Below are 15,828 nucleotides of genomic sequence, written 5' to 3'. Positions count from 1 at the left end.
CGAAGTCTTCAGAAGGACAAAGAAAAAGGGACGCACACCTGTATTCTGCTGGCTTTATGCTCACTGTTCATTCCTTACACGGAGCTTTTTATCATCTCCCTCAGCTCCTGCATTCTCAGATCCGTGCGGGCTATGGTATCCGCGCACTCTTTCAGTCCCTCAGAGATTTTCTGACCTTCCTCAAGCCCCTTCTTGTAGCGGATCTGATGCTCCAGACTTGCCCAGAAATCCATGGCAACCGTCCGGATCTGGATTTCCACCCTCATATTTTCTTTTCCCTTTGAGAGGAAAATGGGTATTTCAACAATCAGATGAAGGCTTCTGTAGCCATTGTCCTTCGGCTTCTCTATATAGTCCTTTTTCTCGATAAGAAGTACGTCCTCCTGGCTCAGCAGCATATCCGCCACATCGTAAATGTCGCTGATAAAGGGACAGATAACCCTGATTCCTGCCACGTCGTTCAGATTCTTCTGAATGGATTCCACCGCTACAGGCAGTCCTCTGGCCTTTAGCTTTTTGGCAATGCTGTAAGGCCTTTTTATCCGGGACTGAATGCCCTCGATGGGATTTCTCTCCGCGAAAGACGACAGTTCGTCGTTTAATACCTCCAGCTTGGTCGTCACCTCCCTGACGGCCGCCCTGTATTTAATCATAAGACTTTCAAACTGATCCAGCAGTTCCAGCTTTTCCACGGATGTAGCCTCTTTGTCGTCTCCGCCGAAGAAATCCTTCAGGGCCTCTGCCCTGTCTGCCAGCTTTGCCTCATATGATATTTCCATATTTTTCTGTACCATCCTTTTTGTTGCGTCAGTTCTTCTTAAAGAATTCATAACTGGCGGAGCTTATTCTCCCTCAATCTGCCTGAGAGCCTTCTTAAACTCAAAGCTGAACAGCACAGCCGTAAAGGTTACTGCCAGAAAATCTGCCACCGGCTCGGCCATGTAAACGGCGCGGCTCTGATCTGCCTGGAAAATCATCGGCATAATGTAGATCAGGGGAATCAGGAGTATAAACTTTCTCATGACAGCCACAATAATGGAATCCTTGGCCTTTCCCAGAGAGGTGAAGGTCATCTGGCAGGCTACCTGAATTCCAAACAGGAACAGACAGGTCATATAAATCCGAAGCGCTGTGCCTGTAAATTCCAGAAGCTCTGCGTCCGTTGTGAACATAGCCGCAAAGGCCCTCGGAAACAGCATTACGAGAATCCACAGCGCGGTGGAATAGACGAGACTGCTCTTTAAAAGGAGCTTAAAGGCATCCTTCACCCGTTTTCCATTGCCGGCTCCGTAGTTATAGCTGATAATAGGCTGTGCGCCCTGACCCAGCCCCTGAAGCGGCAGCATGGCAAACTGCATAACGCTCGTAAGAATGGTCATAGCTCCAACTGCAATATCTCCGCCGTATTTTAAGAGGGAGGAGTTAAAGCAGATGGAGATAATGCTCTCGCTGGACTGCATAATGAAACTGGACAGTCCCAGAGCCAGGCTGGGAAGGATGATTTTCTTCTCCAGGCGCATATACTTCCTTCTGATTTTGAGATGGGTCTTCTTTCCCATCAGGAAGGCCAGCACCCATATGCAGGACAGAGCCTGGGAGAGAACCGTCGCCAGAGCCGCACCCCGCACTCCCATTCCAAACGTAAAAATAAAGATCGGATCCAGGATAATATTGGTAACCGCGCCTATCAGCACTGAGAGCATACCCGTCCTTGCAAAGCCCTGGGCCGTGATAAAGGAGTTCATTCCCAGGGTCATCTGGACGAAAATCGTTCCAAGCGCATAGATGTTCATGTAGCTGACGCCATACTCCACCGTATTTTCACTGGCTCCGAATGCCAGCAGGAAATCCCGGTTCCAGAGAAGCAGCGCTGCCGTCAGAACTACGGAAATAATAATCTGTGTGCAGAAGCAGTTCCCAAGGGTCTTCTCTGCTGACACCTTGTCTCCCTTTCCCATAAAAATGGAAGTCCTGGGAGCTCCTCCAAATCCTACAAAGGCCGCAAAGGCCGACACGATCATAATCAGAGGCATGCACACGCCTACACCCGTAAGCGCCATGGCCCCCTCTCCCGGAATATGGCCGATGTAAATCCTGTCTACAATATTATAGAGCATATTAATAATCTGTGCAGCCACAGTGGGCAGCGCCAGCTTTAAAAGAAGCCTGCCAATAGGCTCTTTCCCAAGAAAATCTCTGTCGTCCTTCATTGCTGTTCCCTCCTCTTCTCCGCTTTGCTGATATTGCTGCCAATCTGCTCGTTGACTCTGTGGAAGGTTTCAATATCCTCCTCTGACAGTCCCCTGAAAATCTCTCTGTGAAATGCTTCCCTGATCTCGTCCAGCTCCCTGACGATATCCCCTGCCTTTTCTGTCAGAGACAGGTGGATTCGTCTTCTGTCCTTCCTGTCCTGGGTTCTGGAGATAAATCCTCTCTGGGCCAGGGATTCCACTGCCTGAGAGACATTGCTCTTCTGGAGCATCCTCAGCTCCACAATATCAGCCGCCGTATCCTTCCCCGGATTATTATTCAGAAAGCTGATTACCGTTGCCTCCATCAGATTCATCTGATACTTTCCGCAAATCTCCTTAAGCATACTCTCATGGAGCCTGATAATCCTCCTGATATTTATCAGAAATTCCGTGCTGTGACTCAATTCTGCGCCTCCCGTCTGTATAGTTATTAAAAATAACCGTTTCAACAGGAACTATTATACTGCTGATTTCCAATCTGTCAAGCACGGAATATCACCATCTGCAGATTCAGGCGGCACAGCCAAGTCTTACCGCAGCCTCTCTGTCAGGACAGCTCTACCTTTTTCGCGGCAATCTTTTCCGCAAAAGCCTCATCATGCTCCACCAGCACCATGGCAGCTTTGCTCTCAGAGAGCAGCTGTTCCAGCTGCATCCTCGTAAACACATCGATGAAATTCAAAGGTTCATCCCACACATAGAGATGGGCACTGGTACAAAGGCCCGCAGCCAGAAGCACCTTCTTTTTCTGCCCCTCGCTGTAGGTTTCCATAGGCTTTGAAAACAGTTCCCTGGAAAATCCCAGCTTTCGAAGGACCGCCAGAAACAGCGTTCTGTCAAGCCCCCTCTGCTCCTGAAAATCTGACAGAAGGCCCCAAAGGCCGGAGGCGTCCTGGGGGACATAAGAGAGCACAAGACCAGGCGCCGTTCTGACAGTTCCGGCCAGCAGACAGGGCTGAGCCGGCTGCTGCCTCTGCTTCGCCCCCTTCATCGGTTCCCCGTCATCTGCCGCGGGCTTCTCCCCGCCGGCTTCACCTCCTCTGCCATCGTACCCGCAGGCCTGAAGAATCGCTTTTAAGACAGTTGACTTCCCGCTGCCGTTTTTTCCCGTCAGGATGACCCGCTCTCCCTGCCGGACAGAGAAATTCAGCTCTCCAAAGATAGCTTCTTTCGTATTCTGCGGATCATATCCCAGCTTCACGTGTTCAAAGGAGACAAGCTCCTCCCGGAAGTGGGAAAGGGGCATCAGCTTTAAGAGCTCTGCCTCCTCCCTGTCCTCCAAAAGCCCCTCCTTCTCCTGAATGGCCTTCTCTCTTCTCTGCTCCATACTTTTTCTTCTCTGCTGCATTTTTCTGGATTTTTCTCCCAGATAGCTTCTGCTTCCGATAAATTTTCCATTTACATAAGATCCGGTTCCGATTTTCAGATTTTCTGAATGATCGGCCCAGGAAGATGCCCTGGCCGCCGACTCTTTCAGTCTTCCGATTTCCTTTTTCAGCTTTTCATTTTTCTGCAGCTCGAAGGCCTCTCTTTTCTCCCTGTTTTCCCACCAGGAAGAAAAATTTCCCTGAACCACCTCAATATTTTTCCGGTTCAGCGCCAGCACATGATCAATACAGCCGTCCAGAAAACGTCTGTCGTGGGACACCAGAATAAAGCCCTTTTTCCGGCTCAGATACTGGCTCACCTGCTTTCTCCCCTCTGAATCCAGATGGTTTGTGGGCTCGTCAATCAGCAGAAAGCGGTTTTCGCTGCTGAACAGGAGCGCCAGAAGCACCTTCGTCTGCTCTCCCTTGCTGAGAGTCCGAAAGGGCCTGAAAAGCACCTCCTCCTTTACGGAAAGAAGGTTCATCTCCCGGCACAGCTTCCAGAACTCATAGTCCGGCTTCACCTCCTCCACCACGTCTATGGTATTTTTTTCCATGTCCTTGACTGGATACGGAAAGTATTCAAAGGCTTCCGGGGACGCTATCGTTCCCCGGTACTCATACTGGCCCATCAGAAGCTTCAGAAAGGTAGTCTTTCCCCTTCCGTTCCTTCCTATGAATCCCAGCTTCCAGTCTGTGTCTATGGTAAAGGATACATTCGCAAAAATATCCTCCCCGCTTCCGTCGTAATAAAATGTAAGGTTCTTTACCTGAATCTGTGACATATCCATTCCCTCCTTCTGTCTCCCGTGCAGGAGGCCGGTCCCGCTGCCGGACAGCTGTCAGCACAGTCTGGCCGGATTTTCCTTTCTGCCGCAGTGCGATCCCCGCGGAGCGTTTTCATATAACAGGGAACGAGGTTTCCTGTTACATGAAAAAATGGGATGCAGGAAAATCCTGCATCCCATTCACCAGTGATATAGAGGTCTGTGTCCGCCGTCAGGGTATATTCTCAGGCTGCCCGGCTTTGCATCTGCACGCTCAGGCCCTCAGCTTTCCCCCATCTCTCCGGCTCTAGCCCCGTCTGCAATCTCAAAACAGACACCGAAGGCGGCGGTTTCCAAGTTTATCTCAATGAAAAGAATCACGTATTCCTGCATCACACGAACAGCGGGCTGTCTGCCCTGCTCTCCATGCACTTCATTCAGTTGAATTATCTGCAGAAATACAGCTTCATCCTTTCATCTCCAATCTGTCCTTCATGAACGGTGCAGAGTCTTCTGTCTGCATCCGTACCGGATCACTATATCAGCATTGGGGGAAATTGTCAATAGGGGTTTTCTGCCGTTCACCCTATCCCGGCAGACAGAGACTATGACACGATCTCTGCCCCGAAGGGCATCAGAGCCAGCTTTGCAATTTTAAAATGCTGGAGCCCGAAGGGTATGCCGATGATTGTGACACAGCAGAGAATCCCCATCACGGCCGACCCTGCCGCCATGGGGAGCCCCGTTGCAATAAGCCAGATGATATTCAGCAGAAGGGAACCGGCCCCGCCGCCGTACTGCACTTCCTTTCCGAAGGGGAAAAAGCTGAGAGACGCAAACTTGAAGCACTGAAGTCCTACCGGAATCCCTATGATGGTAATGCACCAGAGGCAGCCGGACAGAACCCAGCCAAGGCCGCTGATAAGCCCGCCCATAAGGAACCAGAGGATGTTGCCTAAAAGACTCATTATCTGATGACAGCTCCTTTCTATATAAATAGCTATAAATAGCTCATCCTTTTGCTCTCCATCTATTATAACGAGTCTGTCAGGCAAAACACTTCAAAATTTAAAACCTTATGTCCTTAAATTTCTCGATATGCTGCTTGATGGCTGTCTCCACCGGCATCCTCTCTGCGCTGGATGCTCCGTAGAAGCCGTGCACTCCCTTCGTATGCTGCAGTACGTAGGCTGCATCCTCCGGGCTGGAAATAGGGCCTCCATGGCAGAGTACGATCACATCGCTGCGCTCTGCCACAGCGGCATCGTGGATTTCCTGAACCACCTTTACTGCCGCATCCAGCTCCATGATGGTCTCTGCTCCGATAGAGCCTCCCACGGTGCAGCCGCAGTGGGCCACAACCACATCCGCCCCTGCCTTTGTCATTTTCACAGCCTCTTCCGGGTTAAACGCATACGGGGAGGAGAACAGGTCCATCTCATGGGCGATATGTACCATCTCTACTTCCAGGTTATAGCTCATTCCCGTCTCTTCAAAGGTCTGCCTCATCCTTCCCTCAAACAGACCGACGGTGGGGAAATTCTGAACGCCTGAATAGCCGATCTCCTTTACCTTCTTCAAAAACAGGTTCATATCCTTAAAAGGATCTGTTCCGTTTACTCCCGCCAGAACCGGCGTATGCTTCACCACCGGCAGGATCTCTCCGGCCATGTCCATAACTATCTGGTTGGCATCTCCATAGGCCAGCAGACCGGCACTGGAGCCTCTGCCCGCCATCCTGTATCTTCCTGAGTTGTAGACAATAATCAGATCCGTTCCGCCGGCCTCCTCAAATTTAGCGCTGATGCCTGTGCCTGCTCCCGTTCCGATAATCGGGCGTCCCTCCTCAATATTTTTTCTAAGCCTTCTTAAAATTTCTTTTCTCTCTACAGCCATTTTCTGCTTCCTTTCCCACTGGCTCAGCCAGTGTCTGTTTTTTCTATTCCATGATGCTTTTCAGCACCTCTACGCACCGTTTGGAAAATTCCGGATCATTGATATTGGCATCCACCCGATAAACGGGTATTTCTTTTTTTAGATTTCTCTCAATCGCCTGAAACAGGACTTCGTCTGTCTCCCAGTCACAGAATACCTCTCCCCTGCCGTCCAGGATGGACAGCCCCTTAAGGGGGAACAGGAAGGCTGTCGGGGCCTTCGAGGCATTCGCCTTCTGAGCCAGAATCTCCCCCAGCTTTTCATTCTCCTGCCTGTTTGTCCTCATCAGAGTCACCATGGGATTCCACTCATAGAACAGCCTTCCTGCCTTCCTGTATTTTTCCGGCACTGTCTGGCTGCTTCCGAAATTGACCATGTCAAGGCATCCCGGCACAATCACATGGGGAATCCCGGCTGCTGCCGGGCCGTCAAGGCGCCCCGGGCCTGCTGACAAAATCCCTCCGCAGAGCTCATCTGCCCATTCTGTGGTAGTAATATCCAGGCAGGCGTTGCAGTAGCCCTCCCGGATCAGCTCCTCCATGGTCCTTCCTCCGCCTCCGGTGGCGTGAAACACAAGGGGCGAATAATCCTTTTCCAGCAGCTTCACACACTGCTCCACACAGGGCGTTGAATTTCCGAACATGGACAGAAACACCACCGGCTTTTCTTCTCTTTCTTCCTGCGGATCCATCTGGGCCATCCCGCAGACAGCCCCCGCCGCCCTTGAAATAATCTGTCTTGAGAACCGGTTAATGCCGCACAGATCCACGATAGAAGGGTACAGCACAATATCCTTTGTCCCCACATATTCCCTGGTATCCCCGGACGCCAGGGTGGTAACGCATACCTTGGGAAATCCGATGGGAAGGGCCTGCATGGCTGAGGCGGCAATGGAAGTTCCGCCGCCTCCTCCCATACTGATCACACCGTTAATCTTGTTTTCTCTGTACAGCTGCCGGCAGATGCTTTTTGCTCCCTGGCACATAATTCTCATGGCATAGCCTCTGTCCTGCTTTTCCCTTAAATGGCAGATCCGCTCTCCGGCCGCCCCGGCCACCTCGTCGGATGTGACTGAAATCTCAAACTGGACCTCCGGCTCAAAAATCCCTGTATCCATCGTCAAGATTTTGACCTCTCTCCTCAAAAGCTCCCGGTAAAGATATTCAAATTCTTTTCCCTTTGAGTCAAAGGTTCCCATCATCAAAATACATTTCATCTGCAACGCCTTTCTGCCGCCTGTCAGAATCTTTTAGTAATTTCCTTCGTGGCTGGCTCTGTACTCTTCCAGATTCTCTGCTGTTACAAGCAGCGGCTCAACGTAGATTTCCTTTTCCTCCAGAGTCTCACCTGCAACCAGCTTCTGCATTGCCTCAAGGGCAGCATCACACTGTGCCTGGGCATTCATGTCAAAGGAACCGCTCTGCTCGCCTGCCGCGATTGCATCCAGCGTATTCTCCTCGCAGTCGTTTGAATAGATCGGGATCGTGCCTAACACACCGTTGTCTCTCATTACCTGGCGCACGCCGGTTGCCATTCCGTCATTCATACATACGATACCGTCAATCTCCTCGCCGGATGAGAACCAGGTTTCTGTCAGTGCCATTGCCTCCTCTGCATTCCAGTTGCCGGCGCCGTCGAACACTACATTGATCTCCGGGAACTCTTCAAGAGCCTTATCGTAGCCCTCGCGGATTGCCACAGTGGCTCCATGGCCCTCTGAACCATTGACAATCGCAAGATTAAATGCCTCTCCCAGTTCCTCCACCTCAAGTCGGATTGCCTCATAGCCTGTCTCTGCAAGGCTGCAGGCCACTACATAGTCCACATTTGAGTTATCCTTGACTCCCTCGTGCAGCGTGATGACAAACATACCTGCTTCCTTTGCCTCCTTGAAGCCCTGTGTCACGCCCTCTCCTGTACAGTCGCACACAATTCCCACATACTGTCCGCTTGCGATTCCCTGCTCGATCTGGGACAGCTGTGTGGCCTCATCTGAATCTGCAGTCAGATGATCCACCTCAAATCCGTAGTCCTTGGCCGTGTCCACAAACACCTCTCCCATATAGGACATAAAGGAATTGTTGTTGTGAGTCTGAAGAAACAGCAGCTTTCCGAGATTTTCGCTTTCTGCCTGCTGGGCCGCCGTCTCCTCTGTGCCTGCGGCCGCTCCTGTGGTCTCTGTTTATTCTGCTGCCGCTTCAGTGGCTCCTGAGGAGGAATCAGACGGACTGCATCCCGCCATTCCAAGTACAAGACCTCCCGCTAAAAGAATCGACATCATCCTCTTCATTTTTTTCATAATCTCTGCCTTCCTTTCTTCTTTTTTATTTTTATATTTGTTTTTGCATTTTTGGTATTTTCCGATTTGCAGAATTTATCTCTGCGCTCTCTTATTTCTTCTTTCGATTTACGTGAACATCAATATAGACTGCCGTAAAAATAATGGCTGCCTGCAAAATCTGCTGGAAGTATGTATTGATTCCCAGTATATCCATTCCGTTGCTGATAACTCCCACAATCAGGACGCCTATCATGGTCCCGTACATGGTTCCCACTCCTCCTGAGAGGGAGACTCCGCCTATGACGGCTGCCGATATTACCGTCATCTCATATCCGTCTGCCGAGTTGGCATTTCCGGATGAGATTCTGGACGCCATCAAAAACCCGCAGATGCCGGCGCAGAGCCCGCTGAGCACATAGACCGAAAACTCAATCAGCTTTGTATTGATACCTGAATACCTGGCTGCCTCCTTATTTCCTCCCAGTGCATAAACCTTCCTCCCATATGTAGTAAAATGGAGAAGAATGACTCCGATGATCATGGCTGCTATAAAGTAAAACACCATGTAGGGAATCCCGTAATTCACAACCTTTCCGCTCTCATCGAAGGTTCTCCCCAGAAAGCCGTTTGAAATGTTGACAAACTCCTGATTCAGGTTGAAAATTGCCTTTGCATTGGTGTATACATAGGCTGCGCCTCTCGCCGCAAGCATCATGCACATGGTCATGATAAACGGCGGGATCCGGCAAAATGCGATTCCAAAGCCATTGACTGCACCGCATAAAATACCGATTGCAACGGATATCAGAATCGGGACGGCTATGGGAAGATCGATATTGTCTCCGGAACAGTAGCGGGCTGCAAAAACAGCCGAGAGAGCCACGATGGATCCCACCGAAAGATCGATTCCCCCTGTGATAAGGACAAAGGTCATCCCGATTGCCAGAATTCCATAAAGGGTAGCCTGCTTAATAATGAGCAGCAAATTGTTGGTAGTAAAAAAAGCATCCGACAGACAGGACCACAGGAGAATCAGTCCGAGCAGCACAAATACAATTCCCAGCCTGGATATAACCTCTTTATGTCTCTGAAATTTTGTTCGCTCCATTTTTTCCCCTTCTTTCTTAATAATTTACGATGGCTGCCATGATTTTTTCCTGAGTTGCCTCCTTCGCATCCATCTCTCCCACCAGTCTTCCCTCCCGCAGGATCAGAATCCGGTCGCAGATTCCGAGAAGCTCCGTCATTTCCGAGGAAATAATCAGAACTGCTTTTCCTTCCTTCGCTAGCTGCTTAATCAGCTGATAAATCTCATATTTGGCACCCACGTCAATTCCCCTTGTGGGCTCATCCATCATGACGATTTCCGGCTCTGTCAGAAGCCATTTCCCCACAACGATTTTCTGCTGATTTCCTCCCGACAGATACATCGCCAGCTGTTCTATGCTGTTCATCTTGATTCTCATCTTCTGGGACATTTCTTCTGTCTTTTGTTTTTCTGCCCGCTTATTCGTAATCAGCCCCTTTCCTTTCCCTATCTGGTCCAGGATCGTGGTGCACATATTTGCCTTGATCGTGCCTCTCAGGTTCAAACCGCATCTCGCCCGATCCTCCGGAATCAGAGCCATGCCGCAGTGTATCGCATCCCGGGTATTCCCTATTTTTATCTCTTTCCCGTTCAGATAGATTCTGCCGCTCTGATACTTTTCTACGCCGAATAAAGCTTCAGCCACCTCTGTTCTCCCGGAGCCGACCATACCTGCAATTCCCAGGATTTCTCCCTTTTTAATCTCAAAGCTGATATCCTCAAACACTCCGCGGCGTGTCAGATTTTCCACCCGGAAAATGGTCTCCCCAATGGTCTTTTCCACAGTAGGGTAAATCTGATCCATGGTCCTGCCGACCATCTCGCTTATCATTACCTCGCGGTTTACCTCGCTTACAGGTCTGGAGCTTATCATTTTCCCATCCCGCAGAACACAGATCTGATCCGCAATCCGGAACAGCTCGTCCAGCTTATGGCTGATGTAAATCACAGCCACCTGTTTTTTCTTCAGGGTCTCAATCATCTGAAACAGAAGGGAGACCTCCGAATCTGTTAAGGATGAGGTCGGCTCGTCCATAATGACTACCTTGGAATCGTAGGATACGGCCTTCGTTATCTCCAAAAGCTGCAGCTCCGACACGGTCAGTGTCTTTACTTTTCTGTCTGCATCCAGATTCACCCCCAGCTCCTTCAGCTTCTGCTCAGCCATGCGCCGCTGTTCCTTTTTCTTTAAAAACCCGAAGCGGCAGGGCTCTCTGCCCATATAAATATTCTCTGCCACTGTCAGCTCCGGAAACGGCGACATTTCCTGAAAAATCATGGAGATCCCGCTCGTGAGCGCCTGGTGGGGACTGGTAAACTGAACCTGTTTTCCCTCCAGCCTGATCTCCCCTGAATCAGCTGTATATTCTCCCATCAGAATTTTCATTAAGGTGGATTTTCCAGCCCCATTCTCTCCAACCAGGGCTGTCACCTTGCCTGCCTGGGCTTCAAAATCTACGGAATGAAGAACCTCGATCCCATTAAATGACTTTTTCAGTGCCCTTACCTCCAGCAGTGCTCCACTCATGTCCTCCCCTCCTCCATTTTCAGCGTCAGAATTCTCATCACAGAGTCAGTAAGGAAACGCAGATTTTCCGCATACCCTTCTTTTCCGTTCCCCTTGTCGGTAAAATCCTTTATGGATGAAAAAATAGCGCTCATCCCGTTTTCATATGCCAGCTCCGCCCTGTTTCCCACAGAGCCGCAGAGCGCTACACAGGGGACTCCGGCCCTCCGGGCCCGTTTTGAAATCCCCACGGGAACCTTGCCGGCCACACTCTGCCAGTCAATTCTCCCTTCTCCCGTAAATACCAGATCTGCTTTTTTTAACAGCTCATCAAAGTGAATGGTATCGAGAAATAATTCAATCCCCGACTTCAGCTCCGCTTTCAGAAAGACAAGCAGGGCTGCTCCAAGCCCTCCCGCCGCACCTGCACCCGGTATCTGTCGGACATCGATTCCAAATTCTTTTTGAAGAACTGAGGCCATATGCTCTACGCATCGGTCCAGCTCCTCCATCTGATCCTCTAAAACTCCCTTTTGTCTTCCAAAGGTATAGGTGGCGCCGTTTGGACCGCACAGCGGATTGTCCACGTCACAGGCAACGGTGATGCTGATATCCAGTTCCTTTTCCGGTCTTCGGATATGCTCGATCTTTCCCAGGTTATAGGCCATAGGTTCTACTTCCTCCCAGTTGCCGTCGTAAAAGCGGTATCCCAGCGCGGCAGCCATGCCAATTCCCATGTCATTCGTGGCGCTTCCCCCGATCCCTATGAGGATTTTTCGAATTCCCGAATCAGCAATCTTTCGTATCAGTTCGCCCACTCCGTAGGTTGTGGCATGCATGGGATCCAGATGATTTTCCATCAGCGGCAGTCCGGCACAGGAGGCCATCTCAACCACCGCTGTATAGCCATCCAGGATTCCATACTCGCTGAACACTTCCTTTCCGCTGGGACCTGTAACCTTTTCTCTCATCCGCTCTCCTCCGAACTGCTGAAGATAGGAGCTGACCAGTCCCTCTCCCCCGTCTGCCATGGGGATACAGGTAATCTCCGCCTGAGGAATATACTGGTAAACAACCTTTGAAATAATATTGCATATTTCCTGTGCTTCCAGGGTCCCTTTAAAGGAGTCAGGAGCTATAATAATATTTCTCATAGTCCAGATACCTCCGTTTTTGTGATATATGTACTATTTTCTTTGTTTTTTTATCTATTTTTTATATATAGTATACTAAATCACCCCATGTTGCCATATTACGGATGATATACTTTATCGGTAAATATTTGTTATGGAGAACAACAGAAAAAGGAGGAGAAAACTGTGAAAATCACTGGCACAAACTCTCAGGAAATCTCAGAACGGATCGGCGCAATCCTGAATAAACATGTAAATATTATGAATGAAAAGGGGATCATCGTAGCTTCTACCGATCCCTCCAGAATCGGGACGCTCCACGAAGGCGCAAAAAAACTCATAGAAAAGAATGAGGTGGAGATGGATATCTATCCGGACGACAATTTAAGCGGTGCAAAAAACGGAGTCAATGTGCCTATTCACATCGAAGGGCGCACCATCGGTGTGATAGGCGTGACCGGAAATCCCCAGGAACTGCAGGATATTGCCATGGTGATCGGGGAGATGGCCAACATTATGTTTATGAACACCCAGCAGAGCATGAAGGACGCAAGCCTCGCCCGGCGCAGAAGACTTTTCTGCGAGGAGCTTCTTCTGAACTCCAGGCTGGTCATCAATTCAGAAACCCTGAAAAGAGCCGAAGAGCTCTCCCTTCCGATTCAGCGTGTGCAGTCCATAGGGGTATTTCATATACCGGAATTTATCTCAGAAACAGAGCGTCTCGCCATTGATGATAAATTAACCTCCCTGCTGAGGACCTTCCTGGGAGATTCCGTCTACATCCATCATCACCATATCGGGCAAAATCTCGCCGTGTTCTTTCACTTCAGGGCCAAAAGCTCCGCTGTAGCCCATATTAACGCCATAATCAGAGAGCTTTCCATGCAGAAACAGATCCACATATTCTGCGGTTTAAGCTGCTGTGTAAAAGATCCCTCTCAGATCCACACTGCCTACCTGTATGCAGAAAAAGCCATGGAGATCGCTTCCCATGCCGGGATCAGCCAGTGTCTGATCTATGAAAACCTGGCCCTGGAAATTATCATCAGCCAGCTTTCTCCCGACAGTATTCACGCATTTTTAGATAACGTGTGGAAAGATGCAGAGCCAGGTCAGAGGAATCAGGCCGCAGATTTCCTGGCCGTCTACTTTGACTCCAACGGCTCGCTGGATCAGATCGCCCAGAAACTATACATACACAAAAATACGGTACAGTATAAAATCAAAAAAATCATCGATCTGACCGGCTACGATCCACGGCTTCCAAAAGATGCGGCTGTTTTGTTTTTAGCGTACAAGCTTTTAAACTTATAGCCGGAAACCCTGAAGCTGATTTTCCAGTCCCAGGGAGAGACGGCGCGGCAGAAAGAGAGCCGTCTGCAGGATAATCCGCGCTGACGGCTTGACATGGAGCCGGCTCAAAGTGGTACACTTAGTTTATCATTCATTCAAAAAATCGTATGAGAGGAGACGGTTATTACTATGACAATCGCAGAAGTGAGCAAAAAATACGATATAAGCGCAGACACACTCCGGTACTATGAAAGAATCGGGCTGATCCCTCCTGTTCCCAGAAACAAGAGCGGGATCCGCGATTACGGCGAGGATTCCTGCCGATGGATTGAGCTGATGAAATGTATGAGAAAGGCCGGTGTGCAGATCGAGGCGTTAATCGAGTATGTAGCCCTGTTTCAGCAGGGAGATGGCACCGCAGAGGCCAGGAAGGCAATCCTGGTGGAGCAGCGTGAACGGCTGATGGAGCGAATGGCCGACATGCAGGCGTCCCTTGAACGCCTGAACCAGAAAATCGAGCGGTATGAGCAGGTTATCATTCCGGCTGAGAAAGAGCTGAAACGCTTTTAAGAACAGGGAGGAAGCCGTTTACTGCTTCCTCCCTCTGCTCTCCTGCAGTAAGCCTATTCCAGGGCATTTTCCACCGAAAAGTCATCCGGCAGCGCTGTCACATAAGGCTGTCCTTCTGTTTCCCGGTCAAATTCCTCCTTCGCCTTTTCCAGAATCTTTGGATTTTCCATCAGCTTCAGTCCCGCTATGGCCAGGATCTTTGCAGCAAACAGCATTCCCTTCATTCCGATGGAGCTTCCCGCACAGGCGGCTGCCTGCCAGGTGTGGCCGTTTGTTCCCATAGCGTAGCAGCATACCTTGAAAAAGATCGCAGGCACGATGTGGCTCACATCCCCCACGTCTGTGCAGCCGTTTGTATCAAACTCCCGCATGGGCAGTATGCCTCTTAAAAGCTGCATATCCGTGCCGGTCATCCCTGCCTCCTTCAGCTTATTCTGGTAGGGAAGGGGCGTGGTTTCGTTTAACCGGCCTGCAAACGCGATCTCCTCCTCTGTCCATGGCTCCTGAGGCGCCTCCTCCATGGCTTCATAGGCTACCTCAGCCAGCACGCGGTTGTTTAACAGCGGACAGCATCCGCCTCTTCGCTCGTACTTTACCTCTGTCTCGGTTTCCAGCGCCGTGGCCTTCAGGATTTTTTCCAGCCTGCCGCAGACAAGCTCCATATCTTCCAGATTTTGGGCTTTGATGGAAAAATTAATTTTCGCATAGGCCGGTATCTGCCCAGGCAGGAATCCGCCGTCGGCCACGGCCCCATGGATGCTGCTTCCCGGGGGCAGCTGCTCGTGGATCATACTGGCGGCCAGCTTTGCCATCTCTGCCGCCAGCAGAGCACTCCTTCCGTTGTGGGGGGAGCTTCCCGAATGGGAACTCCTTCCGAAAAATTCTGCCCTCATTGAATGAACTCCTGCTTTCCCCCCTGTGAAAACATAGCTGAACCAGGACGGATGGTAGGCCATGGCCGCGTCGCACTCCCTGAATGCTCCGTTTTTTGCCATAAAGCCCTTTCCTGTCCCCACCTCCTCTGCAGGGCATCCATAAAAGATAACGGTTCCGGGCAGCTTCTTTTCTTCCATCTCCTTCTTCATGGCAACTGCCGCTGCCAGGTGGCCTGTTCCCAGCAGATTGTGGCCGCAGGCATGACCGTATTTCTGCCCCTCCACCGGTTCCTTCTCCGGCTTTGCCTTCTGGCTGAGCCCCGCCAGCGCATCGTATTCTCCCAGAAGCCCGATGACCGGGTGTCCGCTTCCCCATGATGCGCGGACAGCCGTCGGTATCCCGTATGCACCCAGAGTCACATCAAAGCCGAAGGATTTCAGAGTTTCGGCCGTCCACCTGGAGGCCTGATATTCCTGATAGGCGACCTCCGGATTCTCCCATATCTTTTTTGCAAGACCGATGAACACATCCCGGTTTCTGTCTATCTCCTCCACAGCAGTTTTTCCGGTCTGTCCTTCCTTCATGGTTCCGCCATAGTTTCCATATCCGGTTGTCGCCGTTTTCTCTCTGCTCTTGCCCATTTCCATTCTGTATTTCCTCCTCTTCCCTGTCCAAAGCGAATAAGCACAAAGTCCGTTTACAGGAAGGGGACGGGCAGCTGCCCATCCCCAGACTTTCATCAAGATTCCTTTTTCATCTT

At 50.4% G+C, this 15,828-nt stretch carries 14 protein-coding genes; 2 read left to right on the top strand and 12 right to left on the bottom strand.

The window, feature by feature from the left end:
• Window positions 1-74: 74 nt before the first annotated feature.
• The 11 genes from DW757_RS11005 to DW757_RS10955 all read right to left on the bottom strand — a co-directional run bounded on the left by DW757_RS11005 (window position 75) and on the right by DW757_RS10955 (window position 12,350).
• Window positions 75-779: a GTP pyrophosphokinase family protein gene (locus DW757_RS11005; protein ID WP_118751747.1), complete on the bottom strand. Its 705-nt coding sequence runs from the start codon at window positions 777-779 to the stop codon at window positions 75-77.
• Between the two features lie 63 nt (window positions 780-842).
• On the bottom strand, window positions 843-2,210 hold the full coding sequence (locus DW757_RS11000; protein WP_008399249.1) for an MATE family efflux transporter: 1,368 nt from the start codon (window positions 2,208-2,210) through the stop codon (window positions 843-845).
• On the bottom strand, window positions 2,207-2,656 hold the full coding sequence (locus DW757_RS10995; protein WP_021965567.1) for a MarR family transcriptional regulator: 450 nt from the start codon (window positions 2,654-2,656) through the stop codon (window positions 2,207-2,209). The genes DW757_RS11000 and DW757_RS10995 overlap by 4 nt, the downstream gene beginning before the upstream one ends.
• Window positions 2,657-2,799: 143 nt before the next feature.
• Complete coding sequence (locus tag DW757_RS10990; protein WP_118751725.1) at window positions 2,800-4,404, bottom strand: ATP-binding cassette domain-containing protein; 1,605 nt, start codon at window positions 4,402-4,404, stop codon at window positions 2,800-2,802.
• A 587-nt stretch (window positions 4,405-4,991) separates the two neighbouring features.
• Window positions 4,992-5,354: a YccF domain-containing protein gene (locus DW757_RS10985; protein WP_087382707.1), complete on the bottom strand. Its 363-nt coding sequence runs from the start codon at window positions 5,352-5,354 to the stop codon at window positions 4,992-4,994.
• Window positions 5,355-5,454: 100 nt separating this feature from the next.
• The gene (locus DW757_RS10980) at window positions 5,455-6,282 is read right to left on the bottom strand and encodes a phosphoenolpyruvate hydrolase family protein (protein WP_008399242.1); all 828 of its coding nucleotides are present in this window, start codon (window positions 6,280-6,282) and stop codon (window positions 5,455-5,457) included.
• Between the two features lie 43 nt (window positions 6,283-6,325).
• The gene (locus tag DW757_RS10975; protein ID WP_118751746.1) at window positions 6,326-7,537 is read right to left on the bottom strand and encodes a Tm-1-like ATP-binding domain-containing protein; all 1,212 of its coding nucleotides are present in this window, start codon (window positions 7,535-7,537) and stop codon (window positions 6,326-6,328) included.
• A 33-nt stretch (window positions 7,538-7,570) separates the two neighbouring features.
• Window positions 7,571-8,425, bottom strand: coding sequence for a sugar ABC transporter substrate-binding protein (locus DW757_RS10970; protein WP_279221222.1), 855 nt, complete (start codon window positions 8,423-8,425; stop codon window positions 7,571-7,573).
• 286 nt (window positions 8,426-8,711) lie between these two features.
• Window positions 8,712-9,710, bottom strand: a complete 999-nt coding sequence (locus DW757_RS10965; protein ID WP_015573414.1) for an ABC transporter permease — start codon at window positions 9,708-9,710, stop codon at window positions 8,712-8,714.
• A 16-nt stretch (window positions 9,711-9,726) separates the two neighbouring features.
• Window positions 9,727-11,217: a sugar ABC transporter ATP-binding protein gene (locus DW757_RS10960; protein ID WP_118751724.1), complete on the bottom strand. Its 1,491-nt coding sequence runs from the start codon at window positions 11,215-11,217 to the stop codon at window positions 9,727-9,729.
• Window positions 11,214-12,350, bottom strand: coding sequence for a glycerate kinase (locus DW757_RS10955; RefSeq protein ID WP_015573412.1), 1,137 nt, complete (start codon window positions 12,348-12,350; stop codon window positions 11,214-11,216). Before DW757_RS10955 ends, DW757_RS10960 begins: the two co-directional genes overlap by 4 nt.
• Before the next feature lie 165 nt (window positions 12,351-12,515).
• On the opposite strand from DW757_RS10955, the gene DW757_RS10950 reads away from it, so the two are divergent.
• Together DW757_RS10950 and DW757_RS10945 are read left to right on the top strand one after the other, a co-directional pair.
• Window positions 12,516-13,643, top strand: a complete 1,128-nt coding sequence (locus DW757_RS10950) for a sugar diacid recognition domain-containing protein (protein WP_118751723.1) — start codon at window positions 12,516-12,518, stop codon at window positions 13,641-13,643.
• A 168-nt stretch (window positions 13,644-13,811) separates the two neighbouring features.
• A complete protein-coding gene (locus DW757_RS10945) occupies window positions 13,812-14,192 on the top strand; it encodes a MerR family transcriptional regulator (protein ID WP_008399232.1) in 381 nt (126 codons plus the stop codon).
• Between the two features lie 53 nt (window positions 14,193-14,245).
• Here the strand turns inward: DW757_RS10945 and DW757_RS10940 are convergent, their stop codons facing one another.
• A complete protein-coding gene (locus DW757_RS10940) occupies window positions 14,246-15,715 on the bottom strand; it encodes an amidohydrolase (protein ID WP_015573411.1) in 1,470 nt (489 codons plus the stop codon).
• Window positions 15,716-15,828 lie beyond the last annotated feature (113 nt).

Source organism: Clostridium sp. AM29-11AC, assembly GCF_003480545.1.
GTDB lineage: Bacteria > Bacillota > Clostridia > Lachnospirales > Lachnospiraceae > Otoolea > Otoolea saccharolyticum_A.
This window is presented reverse-complemented; position numbering and strand designations above follow the sequence as displayed.